This window comes from Mycobacterium sp. (assembly GCF_049647605.1).
Taxonomy (GTDB): domain Bacteria; phylum Actinomycetota; class Actinomycetes; order Mycobacteriales; family Mycobacteriaceae; genus Mycobacterium.
The window spans coordinates 50,900-71,947 of record NZ_JBARXZ010000099.1; the positions used below are offsets into that span (position 1 = coordinate 50,900).

Below are 21,048 nucleotides of genomic sequence, written 5' to 3' on the forward strand. Positions count from 1 at the left end.
GGTAGGACCACGCCCGATCCTCCGGCCTTCCGGCTCGTAGGGCTCCGCCAGTGATGTAAGGATGCGCCGATGATCCGCCGTCAAGTTCCCAAGATCCATGATCTGGCTCCGTTGCTGCAGTTCAAGAAGCCGAGTCTGGATTTCAAGCAGAACCGGCTGGACAAGGCGCAGACCGTCTACGACCTGCGCAAGATCGCCAAGCGGCGAACCCCCCGCGCCGCGTTCGACTACACCGAAGGTGCCGCCGAGGCCGAGATCTCACTGGCCCGGGCGCGCCAGGCGTTCGAGGACATCGAGTTCACGCCGTCGATCCTGCGCAACGTCGCCGCGGTCTCCACTGCGCGAGAGGTTCTGGGGGCACCGGTCGCGCAACCGTTCGGTATCGCACCCACCGGCTTCACCCGGATGATGCACACCGAAGGTGAGATCGCCGGCGCCCGCGCCGCGGCCCGGGCCGGCATCCCCTTCTCGCTGTCCACCATGGGTACCACCTCGATCGAGGATGTTCAGGCGGCAAACCCGCATGGCCGCAACTGGTTTCAGCTCTACATGTGGAAAGACCGCGACCGGTCCATGGCTTTGGTCGAGCGCGCTGCGAAGGCCGGCTTCGACACCCTGCTGGTCACCGTCGACGTGCCCGTCGCCGGTGCCCGGCTGCGGGACAAGCGCAACGGTTTCTCGCTGCCACCGCAGCTGACCCTGTCCACCGTGGTCAACGCAATTCCGCGGCCTTGGTGGTGGTTCGACTTCCTGACCACCGAACCGTTGTCGTTTGCGTCGCTGGACCGCTGGTCGGGCACTGTCGGCGAGCTGCTCGACACGATGTTCGACCCCACCGTCGACTTCAACGACCTGGCCTGGATCCGCGATCAGTGGCCGGGGAAAGTGGTGGTCAAGGGAATCCAGAATCTGGAGGACGCCAAAAAGGTCGCCGGGATCGGCGTCGACGGCATCGTGCTGTCCAATCACGGTGGCCGCCAATTGGATCGGGCCCCGATCCCGTTCCACCTGCTGCCCGAGGTGGCCAGAGAAGTGGGCAGCGAATACGAGATCCTGCTCGACACCGGGATCATGTCCGGTGCGGACGTGGTCGCGGCCGTTGCTCTCGGAGCCGACTTCACGCTGCTGGGACGTGCCTACCTGTACGGCCTGATGGCAGGCGGAGAAGCCGGTGTGGACAAGATGATCGAGATCGTCAGTGGCCAGATCGCCAGGACCATGCGTCTGCTCGGCGTCACCTCGCTGGAAGAACTGCGCCCCGAACACGTCACCCAGCTGGTCCGCATGGTGCCCCGAGGTTCGGCGGTCTCGCAGCTACAGTGACGGCTCAGCCTCGCAGCGTGCGCTGGTATCGCCGCATACCTGAGATCCACCGGTCGTAGTCGTTGCCCTTGCCGCGGTACATGTCGAGAACCGCCGGGTGCGGTAGCGCCAGGAAGCGGTTCTCTCGGATGGCGTCCAGCGTCGTCGCCGCGACATCGGCGGCGCTGATCACGTTGCCGGACTGCACAATCGACTCCGCGCCTACCCGGCCGGAAAGATCCGTGGAGGCGCGGACCGCGTCCAGCAGGGGAGTGTCCACCCCGAGCGGACAGACACAGCTGACGCCGATCCCGTCGTCGCCGTAGGTGATCGCCAGCCACTCGGCAAAACCCACCGCCGCATGTTTGGTGACCGCGTAGCCGGCCGCGCCCAGTTGTGACAGCAATCCTGCCGCGGAGGCCACCGAGACGAAGTAGCCGCTCCCGCGAGACTGCCACCCCGGCACCAGCTGTTCGGCAGCGCGCACATGGGAGCGCAGATTGACCTCGAGCACCCGGTCCCAGTCGGCGTCATCGCCGAGCCCGGACGCGCCGATGATGCCGGCATTCGCGACGTAGATGTCGACGGGCCCGAACGTGTTCTCGGCCAGGCTGATCAACGAAGCGATGCCGTCGGCGGTGCCGGCGTCTGCTCGTAGCGCCACCGCGCCGGTGCCGATCAGGCCTGCGGTGTCGACAGCGCTCGCCTCGTCGAGATCGCCGACGACAACGCGGGCGCCCGCATTGGTCAAGCCTTCTGAAAGTGCCTTGCCGATACCCGAGCCGCCACCGGTGACGATGGCGACCTTGCCGTCGATGTCCATGAGACATGCTTACCGTCTGCGGCAGGCGCACCCGCCAGGTATGCCGGGTTCGGCATGGTGCCGGCCGGAGCGCATCGCCGATGCCGATCGAACGTTTAGCGGATCGCCGTGCATGAACTGAACAGAAATCACGTTGAAGTGCACGGATGAGTGGAGCTGTGAACTATTGACAAACGATCGTTCGGTTGGCAGTCTCGTTGAAGTCCAACTTCTCGCAGAGACGTGTGGCGGAGCAACACAACCAGGAGGGGCCCGTGCAGGCAGCTCGAGTGGGGACCTCAGGTGCCGCCGTGGGTGCCGGAGCGTCCCGGGTAGCGAGGCCGGTGAGCGGCAGCGGCAGCCAGATCATCATCGCCGCCGCCGTGGAGAACTTCCAGGCTCGCGGCTACCACGGCACCTCGATCCGCGATATCGCGCGCGACGCCGGGATGACGCCGGCCTCGATCTATCACCACTTCCCCTCGAAACAGCACATCCTTCAACACATCATGGAGGCGGCGATGAAAGAGGTCATCTCGCAGACGAATGCCGCCGTCATCCGGGCCGGTAACACCCCGACCGTACAGCTCGACGCGTTGATGCGGGCCTGGGCGCTGTTCCACACGCAGCGACGCGCCGAGGCGCTGATCGGCGCCTCCGAGCTCCGCAGCCTCGACGACGTGGGCCACCGAATCGTCGTGGCGCTCCGGGACCAGCAAGAGCAGACATTCCGCGAGATCATCGACCGTGGTGTCGCCGAGGGGAGCTTCACCACACCATTCCCGCGGGAGGCGGCCCGGGCCATCATCAACATGGGCTACTCGATCGCCAGCTGGTATCGACCGGATGGAAGCCTGTCACCCGATGAAATGGCCGAACGCTACGCCAGCCTGGCCTTGGGAACCGTTGGGGCGCAACGATGAGCGCGCCGGGACACACCTTGGAACAGCCGGCGCGCACCCGCGTGCGTGACTGGCTCGCCGAGCACGACAACGCACCCGTCGGCGACGAACTCGCGGTCCGACTGATTGCCGGCGGCCGATCCAACCCGACCTACGAACTCAGCGACGGGCAGCGCCACTGGATCCTGCGGCGCCCACCCGTCGGCCATGTTCTGCCGACGGCACACGACATGGCACGCGAATACCGGGTCATGACAGCCCTGTTCGGCAGCGTCGTGCCCGTACCCCGCACCGTCGGCCTTTGCGAGGACACCGCGGTGCTGGGCGCGCCGTTCTACGTGATGGACCGACTCGACGGCATCACCCTGCGCACTGCCGATGACACCCGGACGCTCACTCCGGCGCAACGGGCGACGCTCGCGGACAACATGATCCGGATGCTGGCCGACCTCCACGACATCGAGCCGGGCTCGGTCGGCCTCGGCGACTGGGGCCGGCCCGCCGGTTACCTGGAACGGCAGCTCCGGCGTTGGCTCAAACAGTGGGAATCCTCGGCCACCGCACCCCGGGCGGAAGTCGCCGAGCTGCACTCCCGACTCGCCGCCGCCCTACCCGCTTCGCCGTATCCGGGAATCGTCCACGGAGACTTCAAAATCGACAACCTCATGGTGGCGGCGGACGACCCGACACGAATCCTGGGTGTCCTGGACTGGGAGATGTCGACCCTCGGGGACACTCTCACCGACCTCGGAATCCTCTGCTCGTTCTGGGACCACGAGGGCGAGTTCCACAACCCGATCACCGCCGGTGCCACCGCACTGCCCGGTTTCCCCACCCGTGACGAACTGGTGCAGACCTACCTGACGGCCCGCAACATCGAGGTCTCCGATATCGACTGGTACCTCGTATTCGCGGACTTCAAAGTGGCGGTGATCCTCGAAGGGATCCACGCCCGCCACCTCCAAGGACACACCACGGGTGCGGATTTCGACGACGTGGGCGCCATGGTCGGCCCGCTGCTGAACCGGGCCCTCGAACGCGCCGGCCGCTCGGGAGTGCCCGGCCTGACCGGCTGACCTGCCGGCGCCACCGAACCGACCGGCCGGGTGTTCTTGCCGACCGGAACCTGCGGCGCTGGCCGCTACCCACGAAGGGAATCTCATGACCGCCACACCGGTACTACCCGCCGAAACCGACCCCGCCACGCTGGACCTGCGTCCCTCTGCGCGCGCGCGGGAATTGCGGTCGCAGCTGGTGGATTTCATGCACACCCAGGTCTTCCCGGCCGAACACGCCTACGAGGCGTACCGCCACGAAGCCGGACCGCAGGACCACGTCGTCCCGCCGGTGATCGAGGACCTCAAGAAAGAAGCACGTGCCCGGGGTCTGTGGAATCTGTTCCTGCCGGCGGAGTCCGGAATCGGCCAACTCGACTACGCGGGCCTGGCGGAGATCACCGGGTGGAGTCTGCATCTGGCACCGGAGGCCACCAACGGCCAGGCGCCGGACACCGGCAACATGGAGCTGCTGCACCTGTTCGGCACCGATGAGCAGAAGGCACGATGGCTACAGCCGTTGCTCCAGGGTGAGATCCGTTCGGCCTTCTCGATGACCGAGATCGCGGTGGCCAGCTCGGATGCCACCAACATCGAGACGCGCATCGAACGCGACGGCGACCATTACGTCATCAACGGACGCAAATGGTGGACCAGCGGCGCGGCCGATCCACGCTGCAAGTTGCTGATCGTGATGGGCAAAACCGACCCCACCGCCGCATCGCACCGGCAACAGTCCATGGTCCTGGTGCCGATGGACACCCCCGGGGTGACTGTGGTCCGCGACGTACCCGTCTTCGGAAGGTACGACCAGCATGGACACTGCGAAGTGAACTACGACGACGTCCGGGTTCCCGTCAGCAATGTCCTCGGTGAGGAGGGCGCCGGATTTGCCGTCGCCCAGGCACGTTTGGGGCCCGGCCGCATCCACCACTGCATGCGGGCACTCGGCGCAGCCGAGCGGGCGCTGGCATTGATGACCGCCCGCGCGAGCTCGCGGGTGGCGTTCGGCAAACCGTTGGCCGACCAGGGCACCGTGCAGCAGCAGATTGCGGAGTCCCGGATCGCGATCGACCAGGCTCGCCTACTCTGCCAGTTCGCGGCCAAGACCATCGATGAGCGCGGGAACAAAGCTGCTGCACAAATCATCTCGGCCGCGAAGGTATCGGTGCCCAGAGTTGCACTCGATGTCATCGATCGGGCCATCCAGGTGCACGGCGGTGCCGGGGTCAGCGACGACGTTCCCCTGGCCGCCATGTACGGATGGCACCGGTCGATGCGCATCTTCGACGGACCCGACGAGGTGCACCTGCGCTCGATCGCCAAAGCCGAGCTCCGCAAGCACGATCGGCGCTGAGGCACCGAACACCTCAGCCGAACTGGACGCCTTGGGCCAGGGGCAGCTCCGAGGAGTAGTTGACGGTGTTGGTGGCCCGGCGCATGTAGGCCTTCCAGGAATCCGAGCCGGACTCGCGGCCGCCGCCGGTCTGTTTCTCCCCGCCGAACGCGCCGCCGATCTCGGCGCCGGAGGTCCCGATGTTGACGTTGGCGATACCGCAGTCCGAGCCGTCGGCGGCCATGAACCGCTCCGCCTCGCGGATGTCGGTGGTGAAGATCGCCGATGAAAGACCTTGTGGAACAGCATTGTTCAGAGCGATTGCCTGGTCGAGTGTGTCATAGGTCAACACGTAGAGAATCGGGGCGAAGGTCTCGTCGTGCACGATCGCCGTCTGCTCCGGCATGCGCACCACGGCGGGGCGGACGTAGAAGGCTCCGTCCTCACCGCCGACGTCGACCCGATCGCCGCCTATGACCTCACCGCCGTCGGCGCGCGCCTGCTCCAGCGCGCCCACCATGTCGCGGAAGGCGGTCTCGTGGATCAGCGGCCCCACCAGGGTGCCGTCATCGAACGGGCTGCCGACGGGCAGGCTGTGATAGGCCGTGACGACGCGCTCCACCAGTGAGTCGACCACCGACGTGTGGGCGATCACCCGACGCAGGCTGGTGCACCGCTGGCCGGCGGTCCCCGCCGCGGCGAAGACGATGCCGCGCACCGCCAGATCCAGGTCGGCCGACGGTGTGACGATCGCGGCGTTGTTACCTCCCAGCTCGAGCAGGACCTTGCCGAACCGCTGCGCCACCCGCGGGCCCACCTGGCGACCCATCCGGACCGAACCGGTGGCACTGAGCAGCGCCACCCGGGGATCGTCGACCAGGCGCTCACCCACCTCGCGGCCGCCGATGACCAGCTGGCTGACCGCTGTCGGGGCGCCGACATCGTGGGCCGCGCGTTCCAGTAGTGCCTGACAGGCGATGGCGGTCAACGGGGTCAGCTCGGAGGGCTTCCACACCACCGTGTCGCCACACACCAGCGCAATCGCGGAATTCCAGGCCCACACCGCAACCGGGAAGTTGAAGGCGGTGATGACACCGACGACCCCGAGCGGGTGCCAGGTCTCCATCAGGCGGTGACCGGGACGCTCGGAGGCGATGGTGCGGCCGTAGAGCTGGCGGGACAGGCCGACCGCGAACTGGCAGATATCGATCATCTCCTGCACCTCGCCGAGGGCCTCGGAGGTGATCTTGCCGGCCTCGATGGTGACCAGGCACGCCAGATCAGCTTTGTGGGTGGTGAGCAGATCGCCGAGACGGGCGACCAGCGCACCGCGCACCGGTGCCGGAGTGGTGCGCCACTTCGAGAACGCCTCTGCAGCCGCTGTGATCGCGCCGTCGACATCCTCCTCGAGGGTGTCGACGATGGAGAACAACACATCGCCGGTCACCGGTGTGCTCGACGGGACCCCGGGCCGTCCCGGGGCGGCGAGTTCGGTGTCCTCGACGGGACGATCCATGATCGCCGCGAGTGCCTCCCGGGCGCGGCCTCGCAGCACGTCGGCCCTCGGTAGTGCGTCCTGTTGAATTCCCATGACTGTCATGATGCCGCTTTCTGGTGGGGGAGATCGGGAAAGGCCGTCTGGCGCAACGGCGGATGACGGTTCATGGCGGCCCGATCCTGCGATAGTCTCCGGCAATGGCCGACGGCGAGCATCTCGATGACATCGACAGAACGCTGGTGCGTGAGCTTGTCGCGGACGGCCGGGCCACACTGGCTCATCTGGCCGGTACCGCCGGTCTGTCCGTCTCGGCGGTGCAGGCGCGGGTGCGGCGGCTCGAATCCCGTGGTGTGGTGACGGGATACACGGCGCGGATCAACCCTGAAGCGGTGGGCCACATGTTGTCGGCGTTTGTCGCCATCAGTCCTCTCGATCCGTCTCAACCCGACGATGCGCCCACCCGGTTGGAGCACATCAGTGCCATCGAGTCATGTCACTCGGTGGCGGGGGAGGACAGCTACGTCCTGCTGGTGCGTGTCGGATCGGCCCGGGCTCTGGAGGACCTGTTGCAGCAGATCCGCACGGCCGCGAACGTCCGCACGCGAAGCACGATCATCCTACAAACTTTTTACGATGGACGGCAATCGTTGCCGTAAATTTTCCGGTCACCTTGCCCACGGCGAGCAGACACAAAGTCGCGTGAAATCCCTGCGTATCGGCCGACTTTGTGTCTGCTCGCGGCGATAGGCGGGGCGGGGTGCGGACGGGAGGAGCGGGCGACATCCGAGGTCCTTGACCGGAAAAATAGCGGGCAGAACTGGCAGGAGTGGTAAATATTCCGCTAATATGGCGCCCATGACGGAACTTTTGGCATCTGCTGAGGAATCGTGTGTGATCAGCGCCGGTGAGGTTCACCAGGTGCTGGCCCGCAGCATTCTGGCCGACGGCATGGACCTGGTTCTGGACCTCGAGGCCTCTCGCGGCAGCTATCTGGTCGACGCCCGCAACGGCCGGCGTTACCTCGACATGTTCACCTTCTTCGCGTCGTCGGCGCTCGGGATGAACCACCCGGCGCTGGCCGACGACGCCGACTTCCGCGCAGAACTGGCAGCCGCCGCGATCAACAAACCCAGCAACTCCGACATCTACACGGTGCCGATGGCACGTTTTGTGGACACTTTCACCCGCGTGCTCGGCGATCCGGCGCTGCCTCACCTGTTCTTCGTCGACGGCGGGGCGCTGGCTGTCGAGAACGCCCTGAAAGTCGCATTCGACTGGAAGAGTCGATTCAACGAATCACGGGGAATCTCAGCCGAACTCGGCACCAAGGTGCTGCATCTTCGAGGAGCGTTCCACGGTCGTAGCGGCTACACCCTGTCGCTGACCAACACCGACCCCAACAAAGTCGCGCGTTTCCCGAAGTTCGACTGGCCACGTATCGACGCTCCCTTCCTGCGTCCCGGTGCCGACATGGCAGCGTTGGAAGCGGAGTCGCTGCGCCAGGCCCGTGCCGCCTTCGAAGCCAACCCCCACAACATCGCCTGCTTCCTCGCCGAACCCATCCAGGGCGAGGGCGGCGACCGGCATTTCCGCCCGCAGTTCTTCGCCGCGATGCGCGAGCTGTGCGACGAGTACAACGCCCTGCTGATCTTCGACGAGGTGCAAACCGGCTGCGGGATCACCGGCACCGCATGGGCTTACCAGCAGCTGGGAGTCACGCCCGACGTGGTGGCATTCGGCAAGAAGACCCAGGTGTGTGGCGTGATGGCGGGTCGCCGGGTCGACGAGGTGGCCGACAACGTGTTCCACGTCAGCTCCCGGATCAACTCGACCTGGGGGGGAAACCTCGTCGACATGGTGCGGTCGCGGCGCATCCTGGAAACCATCGAGTCCGACGGGCTGTTCTCCCGGGCCGCGGCTCACGGCAGCTACCTCCTGGAGCGGCTCGACGGCTTGGCGGCCCAGCTGCCCGATGTCGTGTGCGACGTCCGGGGACGTGGGCTCATGTGCGCTTTCAGCCTGCCGACACCGGAACAACGCGACGAGCTGATCAACCGGTTGTGGCAGCGCGGAGTGGTGATGCTGGCCAGCGGGCCGAGCAGCGTCCGGTTCCGTCCGGCGCTGACGGTCTCACGTGCCGAGATCGACATCGCCGTCGAAGCCGTGCGCGCGGCGCTCAGCTGACCGGGCTGGTCAGTCTCCGGATCACGGCACGCAGCCTGGGCAGCTCCGACCCGCCGACCAGCACACAACCGTGCTGTTCGGCCAGTCGGCGCGCGGCCGGGGTGAATTCCTGGTTGGACACCACCATCGTCTGGGTGCAGTCCTGCATCGGGGCACCCGCGACCACCTCCTGCACCGCGCCGGGGCCGACCGGGCGGCCCAACCGTTTGCATTGCACGGCGATACGGTCCGGACGGCGACCGAGGATCAGGTCGACACCCCAGTCGCCGGTCAACGGCGTCATGATCACCGGAATCCCGCAACTGCGGGCGATCCGGGCAACATAGTCCTCGAAGTCGGTGCCGGACATGGCCTCCGTCGGCCTTTCCGACGCTGCCGGGGTGATCGCGCCGCGCAGCGCACCCGAGAGAAACCGCGGCAGCGCCAGCAGAGCTGCCGGTGCCAGCACCGCGACGACCCCACACCACCAGCCGTCCACGCCGGCCGCGTACGCCGCCAGCGCGGCGGTCGCCGCGACCACTGCGTACATCGTCGTCCGTCGCACGGCCAGATCGTAAAGGTGCGCACCGACAGGCCGTCGAGTCCGGCCGGGATTACTGTGAAGATCATGACTGTTGCCCAGCGGGAACGCGCCGCACTTGTCGACACCCTGCGCGCCACCGGACCTGAGGCGCCCACTCTGTGCGAGGGCTGGACGGCTCGCGACCTCGCCGCCCATCTGGTGCTGCGGGAACGCCGCCTCGATGCCACGCCCGGCATCGCGATCAGCCCCCTGGCGGGATACACGGCCAAGGTGCAGGACCAGATCGCGGCCTCAACCCCCTGGGAGGAGCTGGTCGACAAGATCGCCGGGGGGCCGCCGATCTACTCCCCGTTCAAACTGCTGGACCCCCTGGTCAACGTCACCGAGATGTTCATCCATCACGAGGATGTGCGGCGCGCGCAGCCGGCATGGGAGCCAAGACAATTGGACAGCGCTACCGTTGCGGCGCTGCTGCGGACGTTCCCCGTGCTGAGCCGGGTCACGCTGGCCAAGGTGCCGGCCCGGCTGATCCTGCGGACCCCCGAGGGTCGCACTCTGGCGACGGTCGGCAGCGGCCCCGAGGTGGTGATGACCGGTGAACCGGAAGAGCTGCTGCTCTACGCTTTCGGCCGCGACGCCATCCGCGTGGAGTTCACCGGCGACGACGCCGCAGTGGCAGCGGTCAAATCCGCAAAACGCGGGCTATGACGCCAAACGAATACTACGACGCCAAACGAACATCATGACTGCCTGAGCGTCCCCACCGCCCGCCACACCCGGGCCGGTGTCATCGGCAATTGGCGCAACCGCACCCCAGTGGCGTCACAGATCGCGTTGGCCAGGGCAGGCGCCACCGGGTTGTAGGGCGACTCGCTCATCGACTTGGCGCCCAGCGGGCCCGTCTGGTCGTAGGTGTCGGCAAAATACACCTCGGTCACCGGTATGTCGGCCAACTGCGGGATGTGATAGCCACGCAGGGCCGAATTGGTCACCACCCCGGCGGGGCTCAGCAGCATCTCCTCGTACAACGCCCCGCCGATCGCCTGTGCCACACCACCTTCCACCTGGCCACGGCACTGTTGGGGGTTGACCACCACCCCGGCATCGGCGGCCTGTACCGACTGCAGGATGCGCACCATGCCGGTGTCGGTGTCCACGGCCACCCGGAATCCGTGGACATTGAACGCTACCGAGCGGGGAGTGCCGTCATGGCGACCCACACCGATCACCGGCCCCGCCGCCGTCAGCTCGGCAAGGGAGACGAAGCGGGCCCCGCACTGCACGCCGAGAGGCCCCAGCTCGCACGCGTCGGCAGCCACACCGATGAGCCCGGCGGCGGCCTCGATGAGCCGGCTGCGCAGCTGGGCGCACGCCAATTGCACCGCTTTCCCCGCCACCACCGTCCCCGCCGAACCGAACGCCCCGGTGTCGAACCCGATCACGTCGGTATCGGACTGGCGCAATGTGATTCGGTCGACGGTGGTGCCGAGCTCGGTGGCCGCGAGCTGAGCGTGCACTGTCGAGGTACCGTTGCCGAACTCGACGGTACCCACCGACAGGGTGTACCCGTCCGCGCCGGTCAACTCGATGCGGGCGTCGGCAAAATGCCCGCGCGGCGGCACGGTCGCGATCATCGACACGGCCATCCCGGTGCCGATCCGCCACTGCGGGCCGTGGGGCGCGGGTGGGCCGGACGCCTCGGACAGGGCGCTGTGGACCAGCTCCAGGCACTGATCGAGGCCGTAGCTGCCGAAGCTCAGATCATCCTCGGCGACATGGGAATCGACGAACCCGTCGCCGGGTACCACGACATTGCGGCGTCGCATCTCGAACGGGTCGATGCCGAGGGCGGCGGCCAACTCGTCGACCGCCGACTCGACGGCAAAGACCATCTGCGACAACCCGTAGCCGCGGAACGCCCCGGACGGCAGGTTGTTGGTGTACACCGCCTGCGCGTCGACCCGTTTGTTCGGGCAGCGGTACAGCGCAATGGATTCGCCGCAGCTGTGGAACATCACACCCGGTGTGTGATTGCCGTAGGCGCCCGCGTCCACCAGCACGTCGACACCGAGTGCGGTCAACCGTCCGTCACCGCCCGCGGCCACGGTGACGTCGATCCGGTACGGATGCCGACATGGTGCGACGGTGAACTGATCCTGGCGGGTGAACTCGTAACGGACCGGCCGACCCAGCCGCAGCACGGCCAGCGCCACCAGGTCTTCGGTGAGCATCTCCTGTTTGGCGCCGAACCCGCCGCCGACCCGTTTGGTGAACACCCGGACCTGATCGGGTGCAAGGTCGAACAGATGGCACAGCTCGTCGCGGACCAGGAACGGCACCTGGGTGCTGCTGCGGATCACCAGGCGGCCATCGTCGTCGCGCCAGCCGGTGCAGCCGTGGGTCTCCAGATGAGTGTGCTGCACCCGCTGGGTCTGCCAGCGGCCGGTGATCACCGCGCCGCCGGAGGCCCGCGCGGCGGCCAGCCCGGCGTCGAGATCGCCGACCCCGGCATGTATCTCGGACACCGTATTGCGTGCAATGTCCGCGATCCGGCTGGCCGGCCCCTTGTCCGGGTGTAGCAGCGGTGCTCCGGGCTGCCGCGCCCGGTCAGGATCGAACACCGCGGGCAACGGTTCGTACTCGACGACAATCGCACGGCAGGCCAGCTCCGCCGTGCGCGGGTTGTCGGCGACAACGGCAGCCACCCGTTGGCCGACGAACCGCACGGTGTCGTCGAGGATGTAGGTGTCGTCGGGATCGTCGAAGCGGCTCTGGTGGCGGGCGGTGGAGAATGCCACCGACGGGCTGTCATGGTGCGTCAGCACCAGCACAACTCCGTCGATCGCCTCCGCCGCCGAGGTGTCGATGGAGCGGATCCGGGCATGCGCCTGATTGCTGGAGAGCACCACGAGGTGCAATAGCCCTGGCATGGCGAAGTCCATCGTGTACTGCTCGGTGCCGGTCACCACCCGGACGCCCGCCAGCGCGCCCACCGACCGGCCCACCTCGGCGCCCTGGGCCGTCTTCTCGATGTTCGAGCGGCCCTCGATGGCGTCGGTGATCGACCGATATCCGGTGCAGCGACACAGGTTTCCCTTGAGGCTGCCGGGCAGATCCTCGAGTTGGTCGTCGGTCAGCGTGACCGCGGTGGTGATCATGCCCGCGGTGCAGAAGCCACACTGGAAGCCGGCGGCCTCGAAGAACCTCCGCTGCATCGGATGAAGATCTCCGGGTGTGCCGAGCCCGGCCACCGTGGTGACGTCACATCCGTCGGCCCGGTATGCCGGGTACACGCAGGAATGGACCGCCTCACCGTCGACGAGCACCGAACAGGCGCCGCAGTCGCCGGTGTCGCAGCCCAGCTTGACCTCGAAATGCCCGGCGTCGCGCAGGAAACTGCGCAGGCACTGGCCGGGCCAGGGGGCGCCGACGGCGAGACTGCCGTTGATACGCACACTCACTGCAGCTGTCCCCGAACCTGCTCGGCCAGTGTCAGCGAGACACCGCGACGCCACTGTGGATCTCCGTGGGCATCGCTGGTCCACAGGTGGTCGGCAACGGTGGCGTACGCCGCCCGGAGGGCGCCGGCCGTGGGCACGGCGTCGAACGTGAAGACGACCGGACGCACCGTCGCCGCGGTGATCGACAGCGTGAATCGGCCGCCGTCGGTTCTGGTGTCGCGACGCCCGATCGCCACCACTGCTGAGCGACCCAGGGGCGATGGCGCCAGTTTGCGGAATGCGGTGGTGGCCCGCAGCGCCGATGCGGGAATGTGCACGGCGCGCACCACCTCGCCGGGGCCCAACACGTTGGAGGCATTGCCGGTGACAAACTCTGTGACGGGGATGCGATAGTCCGAGCCGTCGGGACGCCACACGCTCACCGTGCCGTCGAGCGCGGACAGCAGCGAGATCATCGACCCGGCGGGGAATGACAGGCACACATTCCCGCCGACGGTCGCGGTATGCCAGATCTTGAACGACGCAAGCAGCGCCGTGCAGCTCTGGCGCAGCAGCGGCGCCGCCATCCACTGCGGATGGGATGCGGTCAGCTCGTCGGAAAGCCGGGCCAACCGGGCGATGGTGCACGTTGCGGCGAGTTCCACCCCGCCGTCGGTGACCACCACCGGCGGCCAGCCCAGCCGGGTGATGTCTACCAGCCGGTGCAGTGCCGGCTGCGGTTCGGAGAACAGCCAGGTTCCCCCGGCCACCACGGCGTCGTGGGGGCCGAGCGGCCAGATGTCGTCGCGATTGCTGGGGGTGTCGACGGCCTCGACAGAACAGAGGTCCATGCGTGAACGCTAGTCACACCAGTGAACGGCCGCAGCGCAGAGAAATGAATGTTCGTCTTTGTCCTGCAGGAACTTCCCATTTGGGAGGAAGTACGTCACATTCCGGCCCACAACAGTGCATCAATTCGATAAATTCATGACGGCACGTTTTGAGTTCCGGCGGTACGGGTACAGAGGGTCACCGGAGAGGAACACAATGGCAGTCATGCACAGGTCGCAGCCACAACTGCGACTGGGCCACGGTCGTCACGCGGGCGTCAACCCTGCGACACGGTTTTCCACCGTTACTGCGGCCGCTGGAACCGGGTTCTTGATCTTGGCTGTGTTGTGGGTGAGTACCTGCACCGAATCCATGGATCTCGATACTGCAGCCTGTGGGGTCCCGCAACGGACGATGTTGGGCCTTGGGGCCCCGTTGATCCTGCTTGTCGGTGCCCTATGGGCGCTGGTGTCTGCTCACCGTGCCTGGCGTGCACATGAGGAGTTCTGGGGTTGGCTCGGCGCCGGTATGTTCCTGCTCACGGTGATGTTGATGATGTTTGCAATGGGGTTTCCGGCGGTTGCCGGCCCCGCGCTCGGGATCTGAGGTCCGCGAGCAGTGATGTCACCAACATGCACCGGGCGGATCTCCGGGCGCGCCTGACACCCCGCCCGCGGCGGTGGCGCCGACGCCGCCGCCGCGGCCGCATTTTTTCGCTGCCCCATCCTTTTTGGGTTGGCCAGAGAGGGCGAGAACCCCAGCGGAGCTCTCCACTGGGGTTCTCGCCTTGCGGCTGTGGCTACCGCTGGGCGGATTCCTGACGCTTCTCGGCCGCTTTCGCGGCGCCACGCGCAGCGTCGGCCTCGGCCTCCTTACGTGCCGCGTCACGCTGGGCATCCGCCTTGTCCTGTTGGGCCTGACCTTCGTCTACCAGGTCATCCTGGCCGGTGACGGCACCGATGACTTCCTTCGCCTTGCCCTTGACGCCTTCGGCGACGCCCCTGACACCTTCTTTGGGTCCACTGTTGTTCTCAGCCATGGGCCACCCTTTCTAGTGGTCGCGTAGTACAGCGATGAGCTGGTCTTTCTTCTTGGCTGAATAGCCGGAAATGCCAAGCTCTTTGGCTCGCTTCCTGAGTTCGGAGACCGTCCAGCCCTCGTACGAGCCGGACTTGCCGCCCCTTCGACCGACTTGCGAACGGCCTCTGGCCGCAGCGGCATTCGAGATCCGGGCCGCCTTCTCCTTGGAATTGCCCTGCTGTCGCAGTTCCTCGTAGAGGTTCTCGTCCTTGATCGATGAGGTCGGCATCTCTACCTCCGTGCGGGGGACAAGTCGGTTGGTGGTTCCCCCACAAGGCGGTGGTTACCCGGCGGCACCGACCGGAAACCAGTGCCCGCGTCTCGATGTCTGATCTCTCAGAAGCTGCATCGGCGTTTGATCCTCACGCCGATGTGGGTAAGGAGAGCTCATCATGACTTCATCGAGATCTACCAGACTCCGGCGGGCAGCCCGGGCCATCGGCTTCGACAGCCGACGCCGACGTGGGGAGGGCAGCGCAGTGGTTAGTTGGGGCGCTCGCTGGGGTAGTCTCGGTGCGATATTGCCGGGAGGCCAGTACATGTTCGATGCCGACAGTTCCGATCACGCGAATGCGCGCAGCCCCAAGGCTGTTGAGCTGCGCATCAGCGCGCAGTTGGAAAATCTTGCTGTGGTGCGCACCGTCATCGGGGCGATCGGAACCTTCGAGGATCTGGACCTCGACGCGGTTGCCGATCTTCGACTGGCGGTTGACGAAGCGTGCACCCGGCTGATCAAGTCCGCAGCCAAGGACGCCACGCTCGCTTTGGTGATCGATCCTCGGGCCAGTGAACTGGTCATCGAGGTATCGACCAGTTCGGCGGCCGAGGACATCCTCACCCCGGGCAGCTTCAGCTGGCACGTACTCACGTCATTGACTGACGACGTCAGCACCTTCAGGGACGGGGCAGATCTTGATGGGCAGGGCCCCGTGTTCGGAATCTCGCTGACGACGAGACGAGTGAGCCCGGCACGGTGACGCCCTCAGGTCCGCAGAGGTCGGCCTCGCGCACCGGGTCGTCGCGATCCACATCTGAGTACGCCGACGTCCCGGACATGTTCCGGCAGTTGGCCGACCTGGCCGAGGGCTCCGCGGAGTTCCAACGCCAACGAGACCGGATAGTGGCACGGTGCCTACCGCTGGCCGATCACATCGCCCGCCGGTTCGACGGTCGCGGTGAACCGCGCGACGACCTCGTCCAGGTTGCCCGGGTCGGGTTGGTGAACGCCGTCATCCGTTTCGATGTGAACGCCGGCTCCGACTTCGTCTCCTTCGCGGTGCCGACCATCATGGGTGAGGTCCGCCGCCACTTCCGCGACAACAGCTGGTCGGTGAAGGTGCCCCGCCGCCTCAAAGAGCTGCACCTGCGGCTGGGCAGCGCCACGGCCGAGCTGTCACAGCGGCTCGGCCGTGCACCGACACCCACCGAGCTGGCCGCAGAACTGGACATGGACCGCGACGAAGTGGTCGAGGGTCTGGTTGCGGGCAGCTCCTACAACACGTTGTCGATCGACAGCGGTGGTAGCGGCAGTGAAGACGCCCCCGCGATCGCCGACACCTTGGGCGATGTCGATCTCTCACTCGACCAGATCGAGAACCGCGAGTCCCTACGTCCGCTACTGGAGTCATTGCCAGAGCGGGAGCGCACCGTGGTGGTGCTCAGATTCTTCGAGTCTCTGACCCAGACCCAGATCGCCGAGCGCATCGGGGTGTCACAGATGCATGTGTCCCGCCTGCTGGCCAGGGCGTTAACGCGGCTCCGGGATCAGCTGGAGTAGCGCCACGCTGGGGACGGCGGGCGTTTCGAGTAACCGCCCCGCAGCCGCAGGAGTGTCCACCACGGGCAGTTCGCCACCGGGATCGCAGATCCGGAGGACGCGCGCAACCGCGCCGCCGGCCACCACCGCCCACCGGATGTCGACGGACGCGCACTTTTCGTCGATCAGGTGGAGCGTCCAAAAACCGTCAGTGCCAAAGTATTTGAGCTCTGTCAGGTCGACGATCAGTGGAACCGAACCGTTGATCTGGCTCAGCGCATGTTCAGCAAACGCGTCGACATTGGCGGCATCGAGCTCTCCGGTGACACTGACGACCATCCGGCCGTCCCGTCGTCGGCTGACGATCTCGGCACCGCGGCGCGGTGTGACGGAGAACGGGTGATCGTGAGATGCAGTAGAGGTAGACATTGGTGACCCCATCAGTCGCTGATCAGCATGTGGGTCGCGTCAAACGCTCGAGTTCCAGAAGCCCTCAGGGGTGGTCCAGGTCCACCGCGGCGGTTTGACGTTTCCGGTGTCGGCTGTGAACTCAACCTCACTCGACCATACGCCTGCACCCGCACAAAACCAGGGTTGTCGCCAAGCCCGCTGGTCAGGCCGATCGATCAGACGATCGGTGTCAGGGGCCCGCCCATGATGTTGCCCACGATGCCGCGGATGACGTTGGAGCCGTCCTCTCCCCGGAGCTCCCGGTACCAGCGGGCGGTCTGCTCGGGGTCCTTGCCGTGGGTGACATCGCAGCGCTTCCGGGCCCGCAGTACCAGGTCACCAGCCCGCTCGGTGCGGGCATCCTGATAGGCGGTCAGCGCAACGCGCACATCGCCGGGGTGGTCCCGCAACGCCCACTGCAACGCGACCGCATCCTCCAGCGCCGAGCAGCCGCCCTGTCCGATATCGGGCGTGGTGTTGTGCGCGGCGTCGCCGAGAACCGCCACCCGGCCGTTGACCCAGGTGTGAAAAGGGTCCAGATCCAGGATTTCCACCCGGCTGGTGGACATCGGGTCGAGGGTGTCGATGAGCCGTTGCACTCCCGGTGCCCAGTCGGCGAAATGGGTGCGCAGAACCGCTCGCGCGCTGCCCGACTGGTACGCCACACCTTGGGGCTCGACGACGTCGAAGAAGAAGTAGAAGCGGTCACCGGCCACTGGCATCACCGAAACACGTTTTCCGTCACCGACATACGTGGTCCATTCGGTGGCCGGTCCGATGTCCTCGTCGACGCCCACCAGACCGTTGTAGTTGACATAGTCCGCGTAACGGCGTGTCACGGGGCCGCCCAGCACGTACTCGCGGGTCAGGGAAGCTGCGCCGTCGGCGCCGATGATGATGTCGGCCGAATCTGTGGAGCCGTCAGCGAAAGTGGCCGTCGCGGCGTCGCGGCCATCCTCGACCCCGATCACCTCCATACCGAAGTTGATGTCGTCGATGCCGTACGCCTGCATCAGCATCAACTGCAGTTCCGCTCGGGCAATGGGATACGGCCGCTGCCCGACCTCCTCGATGAGTGGCTGCAGCGAGAAACGGCACATCGTGTCACCGGTGTGGCCGTCGAGGTAGCTCATCGATTCGAGGATCCCGCCGAGTGCGGCGGTTTGCGCCGTCAAGCCCAGATAGTTGAGGCATTTGACGCCGTTGGACCAGACCGAGATCGCTGCGCCGACCGGCTTGTTCTCGGTGACACGTTCGTAGACCACCGTGCTGATGCCGATCTGGCGCAACGCAAGAGCGGCGCTCATCCCACCTATGCCGGCGCCGATGACGAGTGCTTTGGTCGCCGCCTGACATCGCATTTCAGCTTCCCCGATAGGTAGAGTAAGCGTACGGCGACAGCAGTAGCGGAACATGGTAACTGCTTGCAGCATCGGAGATCTCGAAGGAGATGAGCACCTCCGGGTAGAACCCGGCGACGGCCTGGGCGGCAAAATAGGATGCGGTGTCGAAGACCAGGCGGTAGGTGCCCGTCAGCCGGATGTCGGTGAAACTGTCGACGCGCCCGTCGTCGTCGGTGTTCGCCTGCGCCACCAGGGCGCCCGCGGAGTCGGTCAGGGTGACCGCCACACCGGCGGCCGGGCGGCCGGTGACAGCGTTGAGGACGTGTGTGCTCACCTGAGTCATGGGTTCGATCCTGCCGTAGATCCAGGATCGGGGCCCGGCTCCTCGAGCAGGCGCTGTAACCGCAGTCGATTGATTGCGGCGAGCTCGCCGCGCATCACCCGGCGTTCGGTCTCCGGATCGTTGTCGAGTCGCTGCGCCAATACCCCGAGCAGTTCCTCGGCCGAGCGGCCGCTGGCGCAGACCAGGTACACGTGGCCGAAGTTGTCCTCGTACTCCTGGTTCTTCCTGGCCAACTCGGCTTTCACAGTGTCGGCCGCCGCGGCCACCTCAGCCTGCTCACGGGCCGACGAGCTGTTGTCGGGGCGAGCACCGATGCGTGGATGGCCGGTCAGTGCCACATCGATTTCGCTGTCGGACAATTCGGCCAGCACCACATCGGCACGGCGAATCAGGGCGTCGTGGTCGCGGAACGGCGCGGCCTCGAGCACCCGCCGCGCCCAGACGGTCGACGGGCAGACTCCGAGCAGCAGGTGCAGCTGCGGTCCCTCGGGCATGGCGTTGAGGGCGTCCAGGCTCGGCATTGCGCACCCCTCGATCCGATGGTTGTGGACGGCCCCACCGGTAGCTGGGGTGGGTTTCGCCGGACCGGGCATGCTCCCAGGATGGGGCAGGTCGACAATGTGTGCATGTCGAGATCTGGGCAGGTTGCCGGTGTGCTGCTCGCGGCGGGCGCAGGCAGTCGTTACGGGATGCCGAAAGTGCTTGCCGAACAGGGGCAATGGCTGCGAACGGCAGTGGCTGCCCTGGCCGGAGGCGGCTGTGACGACGTGGTGGTGGTACTGGGCGCCGCAGTGGTGGCGGCGCCGCCGCCGGCGCGCACCGTGATCGCCTCGGACTGGGCCGACGGTATGAGCGCCTCGCTGCGTGCCGGGCTGGACGCGGTGGCGGGGGCCGCCTACGTGGCGATCCACCTGGTGGACACCCCGGATATCGGTGCGGAGGTGGTGAGCCGGGTACTGACGGCTGCAACCGGAACGGGGTTGGCCCGGGCATACTTCGACGGCCGCCCGGGACATCCGGTGGTGGTGAGTGCCGCGCACGCAGCGGCGCTGCGGGCAGAGCTCACCGGTGATCGAGGCGCGCGGGCCTATTTGTCCGGCCGCCACGACGTCGAAGCCGTCGAGTGTGGCGACCTCGCGACCGGGGCAGATATCGACACCCGGTGATGACTCCCGGCCGCACTCGGACATCCGGTCACATCAGGCCGAGGGCGCGGACCGCATCCCGTTCGTGGCGCAGTTCGGCAACCGAGGCATCGATACGGGCCCGGGAGAAGGCGTTGACGTCGAGGCCCTCGACGACCTGCCACTGCCCGTCGACCGCGCGGCACGGAAACGAGCACACCAGGCCCTCATCCACGCCGTAGGCGCCCGGGGAGGGCAGCGCAACCGAGGTCCAGTCGGCTGCGGGAGTGCCGTGCACCCAGTCGTCGATGTGATCGATGGCGCCGTTGGCCGCTGATGCCGCTGAACTGGCACCCCGCGCTTCGATGATCGCGGTCCCGCGCCGCGCCACGGTAGGGATGAACTCATCTGTGAGCCAATGGGTGTCGGCGGCATAATCGGCACCGGAACGACCGCCGACCTTGGCGTGGAAGATGTCCGGGTACTGCGTGGGGGAGTGATTGCCCCAGATGGTCATCTGGGTGATCTCGGTGACCGGCACCGCGGAATGCCGGGCCAATGCGGCGATGGCCCGGTTGTGGTCGAGTCGGGTCAGCGCGGTGAACCGCTGGGCGGGGATGTCGGGGGCGTGGGCTGCGGCCACCATGGCGTTGGTGTTCGCCGGGTTCCCGACCACCAGGACGCGCACGTCAGCTCCGGCGCCGGCGTTGAGGGCCCGGCCGGCGGTGGCGAAGATCGCGGCGTTGGCCGACAGCAGATCGGCACGTTCCATCCCTGCGGTGCGGGGCCGGGCGCCGATCAACAGCGCGACGTCGACACCGTCGAAAGCGCGCACCGGATCGTCGTAGATCTCGGCGCCGGCGAGCAACGGGAACGCCCCGTCGTCGAGTTCCATCACCACACCCGCTGCGGCGCGCACCGCCTGGGGCACCTCCACCAGGCGCAGCACCACCGGCGTATCGCGGCCGAGCATGGCGCCCGCAGCGATACGGAACAGGGCGGCATAGCCGATGCTGCCGGCGGCGCCGGAGACGGCCACCACCTGAGGTCGAGTCGACACTGTCTCTCCCGCCGTTGTC

General features: G+C 66.8%; 23 protein-coding genes. 11 read left to right on the plus strand and 12 right to left on the minus strand.

All coding sequences use genetic code 11. The features are described from left to right. Positions 1-69: 69 nt before the first annotated feature. Entirely contained in the window at positions 70-1,323 is a 1,254-nt protein-coding gene (locus tag WBB07_RS12495) for an alpha-hydroxy acid oxidase (protein ID WP_526308093.1), read from the plus strand. Between the two features lie 4 nt (positions 1,324-1,327). Here the strand turns inward: WBB07_RS12495 and WBB07_RS12500 are convergent, their stop codons facing one another. Next, a complete protein-coding gene (locus WBB07_RS12500) occupies positions 1,328-2,125 on the minus strand; it encodes an SDR family oxidoreductase (protein WP_526308095.1) in 798 nt (265 codons plus the stop codon). Positions 2,126-2,448: 323 nt separating this feature from the next. Here WBB07_RS12500 and WBB07_RS12505 point away from each other — a divergent pair, with 323 nt between their 5' ends. The 3 genes from WBB07_RS12505 (at position 2,449) to WBB07_RS12515 (ending at position 5,418) form a co-directional block, all read left to right on the plus strand. Next, the gene (locus WBB07_RS12505; RefSeq protein ID WP_526308218.1) at positions 2,449-3,027 is read left to right on the plus strand and encodes a TetR/AcrR family transcriptional regulator; all 579 of its coding nucleotides are present in this window, start codon (positions 2,449-2,451) and stop codon (positions 3,025-3,027) included. After that, entirely contained in the window at positions 3,024-4,082 is a 1,059-nt protein-coding gene (locus WBB07_RS12510; RefSeq protein ID WP_526308097.1) for a phosphotransferase family protein, read from the plus strand. The genes WBB07_RS12505 and WBB07_RS12510 overlap by 4 nt, the downstream gene beginning before the upstream one ends. Positions 4,083-4,167: 85 nt before the next feature. Next, positions 4,168-5,418 carry an acyl-CoA dehydrogenase family protein gene (locus WBB07_RS12515; protein WP_526308099.1) on the plus strand — a complete coding sequence of 417 codons (1,251 nt, stop codon included), beginning with the start codon at positions 4,168-4,170 and terminating at the stop codon, positions 5,416-5,418. Between the two features lie 13 nt (positions 5,419-5,431). On the opposite strand, the gene amaB is transcribed toward WBB07_RS12515, so the two are convergent. Next, on the minus strand, positions 5,432-6,997 hold the full coding sequence (amaB, locus tag WBB07_RS12520; protein WP_526308101.1) for an L-piperidine-6-carboxylate dehydrogenase: 1,566 nt from the start codon (positions 6,995-6,997) through the stop codon (positions 5,432-5,434). A gap of 95 nt (positions 6,998-7,092) precedes the next feature. Here amaB and WBB07_RS12525 point away from each other — a divergent pair, with 95 nt between their 5' ends. Further along, positions 7,093-7,551: an Lrp/AsnC family transcriptional regulator gene (locus WBB07_RS12525; RefSeq protein WP_526308103.1), complete on the plus strand. Its 459-nt coding sequence runs from the start codon at positions 7,093-7,095 to the stop codon at positions 7,549-7,551. Positions 7,552-7,750: 199 nt separating this feature from the next. After that, positions 7,751-9,079 carry an L-lysine 6-transaminase gene (gene lat / locus WBB07_RS12530; protein ID WP_526308105.1) on the plus strand — a complete coding sequence of 443 codons (1,329 nt, stop codon included), beginning with the start codon at positions 7,751-7,753 and terminating at the stop codon, positions 9,077-9,079. On the opposite strand, the gene WBB07_RS12535 is transcribed toward lat, so the two are convergent. Next, a complete protein-coding gene (locus WBB07_RS12535) occupies positions 9,072-9,608 on the minus strand; it encodes a restriction endonuclease (protein ID WP_526308220.1) in 537 nt (178 codons plus the stop codon). The two genes, lat and WBB07_RS12535, sit on opposite strands and share 8 nt — an antisense overlap. A 78-nt stretch (positions 9,609-9,686) precedes the next feature. Here WBB07_RS12535 and WBB07_RS12540 point away from each other — a divergent pair, with 78 nt between their 5' ends. Continuing rightward, positions 9,687-10,310 carry a TIGR03085 family metal-binding protein gene (locus WBB07_RS12540; protein WP_526308107.1) on the plus strand — a complete coding sequence of 208 codons (624 nt, stop codon included), beginning with the start codon at positions 9,687-9,689 and terminating at the stop codon, positions 10,308-10,310. Between the two features lie 32 nt (positions 10,311-10,342). Here WBB07_RS12540 and WBB07_RS12545 read toward each other — a convergent pair whose 3' ends face one another. Both WBB07_RS12545 and WBB07_RS12550 read right to left on the minus strand, forming a co-directional pair. After that, complete coding sequence (locus WBB07_RS12545; protein WP_526308109.1) at positions 10,343-13,063, minus strand: molybdopterin-dependent oxidoreductase; 2,721 nt, start codon at positions 13,061-13,063, stop codon at positions 10,343-10,345. Continuing rightward, positions 13,060-13,893, minus strand: a complete 834-nt coding sequence (locus tag WBB07_RS12550; RefSeq protein WP_526308111.1) for an FAD binding domain-containing protein — start codon at positions 13,891-13,893, stop codon at positions 13,060-13,062. Before WBB07_RS12550 ends, WBB07_RS12545 begins: the two co-directional genes overlap by 4 nt. Before the next feature lie 331 nt (positions 13,894-14,224). Between WBB07_RS12550 and WBB07_RS12555 the strand changes: the two genes are divergently transcribed. Continuing rightward, positions 14,225-14,479: a hypothetical protein gene (locus WBB07_RS12555; RefSeq protein WP_526308113.1), complete on the plus strand. Its 255-nt coding sequence runs from the start codon at positions 14,225-14,227 to the stop codon at positions 14,477-14,479. Between the two features lie 193 nt (positions 14,480-14,672). Here WBB07_RS12555 and mbp1 read toward each other — a convergent pair whose 3' ends face one another. Further along, a complete protein-coding gene (mbp1, locus tag WBB07_RS12560; protein ID WP_526308115.1) occupies positions 14,673-14,912 on the minus strand; it encodes a microaggregate-binding protein 1 in 240 nt (79 codons plus the stop codon). A gap of 12 nt (positions 14,913-14,924) precedes the next feature. Continuing rightward, a complete protein-coding gene (locus WBB07_RS12565) occupies positions 14,925-15,182 on the minus strand; it encodes a Rho termination factor N-terminal domain-containing protein (RefSeq protein ID WP_526308117.1) in 258 nt (85 codons plus the stop codon). A 310-nt stretch (positions 15,183-15,492) separates the two neighbouring features. Between WBB07_RS12565 and WBB07_RS12570 the strand changes: the two genes are divergently transcribed. Both WBB07_RS12570 and WBB07_RS12575 read left to right on the plus strand, forming a co-directional pair. After that, entirely contained in the window at positions 15,493-15,930 is a 438-nt protein-coding gene (locus WBB07_RS12570) for an ATP-binding protein (protein ID WP_526308118.1), read from the plus strand. A 77-nt stretch (positions 15,931-16,007) separates the two neighbouring features. Next, entirely contained in the window at positions 16,008-16,730 is a 723-nt protein-coding gene (locus tag WBB07_RS12575) for an RNA polymerase sigma factor SigF (RefSeq protein ID WP_526308222.1), read from the plus strand. On the opposite strand, the gene WBB07_RS12580 is transcribed toward WBB07_RS12575, so the two are convergent. The 4 genes from WBB07_RS12580 to uraD form a co-directional block, all read right to left on the minus strand. Beyond that, positions 16,701-17,138: an STAS domain-containing protein gene (locus WBB07_RS12580; RefSeq protein ID WP_526308120.1), complete on the minus strand. Its 438-nt coding sequence runs from the start codon at positions 17,136-17,138 to the stop codon at positions 16,701-16,703. The genes WBB07_RS12575 and WBB07_RS12580 overlap by 30 nt on opposite strands. A gap of 197 nt (positions 17,139-17,335) precedes the next feature. Then, complete coding sequence (gene hpxO, locus WBB07_RS12585) at positions 17,336-18,520, minus strand: FAD-dependent urate hydroxylase HpxO (protein WP_526308122.1); 1,185 nt, start codon at positions 18,518-18,520, stop codon at positions 17,336-17,338. A gap of 1 nt (position 18,521) precedes the next feature. After that, a complete protein-coding gene (gene uraH / locus WBB07_RS12590; RefSeq protein ID WP_526308124.1) occupies positions 18,522-18,845 on the minus strand; it encodes a hydroxyisourate hydrolase in 324 nt (107 codons plus the stop codon). After that, a complete protein-coding gene (uraD, locus tag WBB07_RS12595) occupies positions 18,842-19,366 on the minus strand; it encodes a 2-oxo-4-hydroxy-4-carboxy-5-ureidoimidazoline decarboxylase (protein ID WP_526308224.1) in 525 nt (174 codons plus the stop codon). The genes uraH and uraD overlap by 4 nt, the downstream gene beginning before the upstream one ends. 105 nt (positions 19,367-19,471) lie before the next feature. Between uraD and WBB07_RS12600 the strand changes: the two genes are divergently transcribed. Continuing rightward, the gene (locus WBB07_RS12600) at positions 19,472-20,011 is read left to right on the plus strand and encodes a nucleotidyltransferase family protein (RefSeq protein WP_526308126.1); all 540 of its coding nucleotides are present in this window, start codon (positions 19,472-19,474) and stop codon (positions 20,009-20,011) included. Between the two features lie 28 nt (positions 20,012-20,039). On the opposite strand, the gene WBB07_RS12605 is transcribed toward WBB07_RS12600, so the two are convergent. Next, entirely contained in the window at positions 20,040-21,029 is a 990-nt protein-coding gene (locus WBB07_RS12605; protein ID WP_526308128.1) for a malate dehydrogenase, read from the minus strand. Positions 21,030-21,048 lie beyond the last annotated feature (19 nt).

Coding starts and splice junctions, on each gene's coding strand:
- WBB07_RS12540 (WP_526308107.1), top strand. CDS start 9,687: ATGACTGTTGCCCAGCGGGAACGCGCCGCACTTGTCGACACCCTGCGC.
- mbp1 (WP_526308115.1), bottom strand. CDS start 14,912: ATGGCTGAGAACAACAGTGGACCCAAAGAAGGTGTCAGGGGCGTCGCC.
- uraD (WP_526308224.1), bottom strand. CDS start 19,366: ATGCCGAGCCTGGACGCCCTCAACGCCATGCCCGAGGGACCGCAGCTG.
- WBB07_RS12535 (WP_526308220.1), bottom strand. CDS start 9,608: ATGTACGCAGTGGTCGCGGCGACCGCCGCGCTGGCGGCGTACGCGGCC.
- uraH (WP_526308124.1), bottom strand. CDS start 18,845: ATGACTCAGGTGAGCACACACGTCCTCAACGCTGTCACCGGCCGCCCG.
- hpxO (WP_526308122.1), bottom strand. CDS start 18,520: ATGCGATGTCAGGCGGCGACCAAAGCACTCGTCATCGGCGCCGGCATA.
- WBB07_RS12550 (WP_526308111.1), bottom strand. CDS start 13,893: ATGGACCTCTGTTCTGTCGAGGCCGTCGACACCCCCAGCAATCGCGAC.
- amaB (WP_526308101.1), bottom strand. CDS start 6,997: ATGACAGTCATGGGAATTCAACAGGACGCACTACCGAGGGCCGACGTG.
- lat (WP_526308105.1), top strand. CDS start 7,751: ATGACGGAACTTTTGGCATCTGCTGAGGAATCGTGTGTGATCAGCGCC.
- WBB07_RS12525 (WP_526308103.1), top strand. CDS start 7,093: ATGGCCGACGGCGAGCATCTCGATGACATCGACAGAACGCTGGTGCGT.
- WBB07_RS12580 (WP_526308120.1), bottom strand. CDS start 17,138: ATGTCTACCTCTACTGCATCTCACGATCACCCGTTCTCCGTCACACCG.
- WBB07_RS12570 (WP_526308118.1), top strand. CDS start 15,493: ATGTTCGATGCCGACAGTTCCGATCACGCGAATGCGCGCAGCCCCAAG.
- WBB07_RS12495 (WP_526308093.1), top strand. CDS start 70: ATGATCCGCCGTCAAGTTCCCAAGATCCATGATCTGGCTCCGTTGCTG.
- WBB07_RS12600 (WP_526308126.1), top strand. CDS start 19,472: ATGTCGAGATCTGGGCAGGTTGCCGGTGTGCTGCTCGCGGCGGGCGCA.
- WBB07_RS12510 (WP_526308097.1), top strand. CDS start 3,024: ATGAGCGCGCCGGGACACACCTTGGAACAGCCGGCGCGCACCCGCGTG.
- WBB07_RS12565 (WP_526308117.1), bottom strand. CDS start 15,182: ATGCCGACCTCATCGATCAAGGACGAGAACCTCTACGAGGAACTGCGA.
- WBB07_RS12515 (WP_526308099.1), top strand. CDS start 4,168: ATGACCGCCACACCGGTACTACCCGCCGAAACCGACCCCGCCACGCTG.
- WBB07_RS12500 (WP_526308095.1), bottom strand. CDS start 2,125: ATGGACATCGACGGCAAGGTCGCCATCGTCACCGGTGGCGGCTCGGGT.
- WBB07_RS12575 (WP_526308222.1), top strand. CDS start 16,008: ATGTTCCGGCAGTTGGCCGACCTGGCCGAGGGCTCCGCGGAGTTCCAA.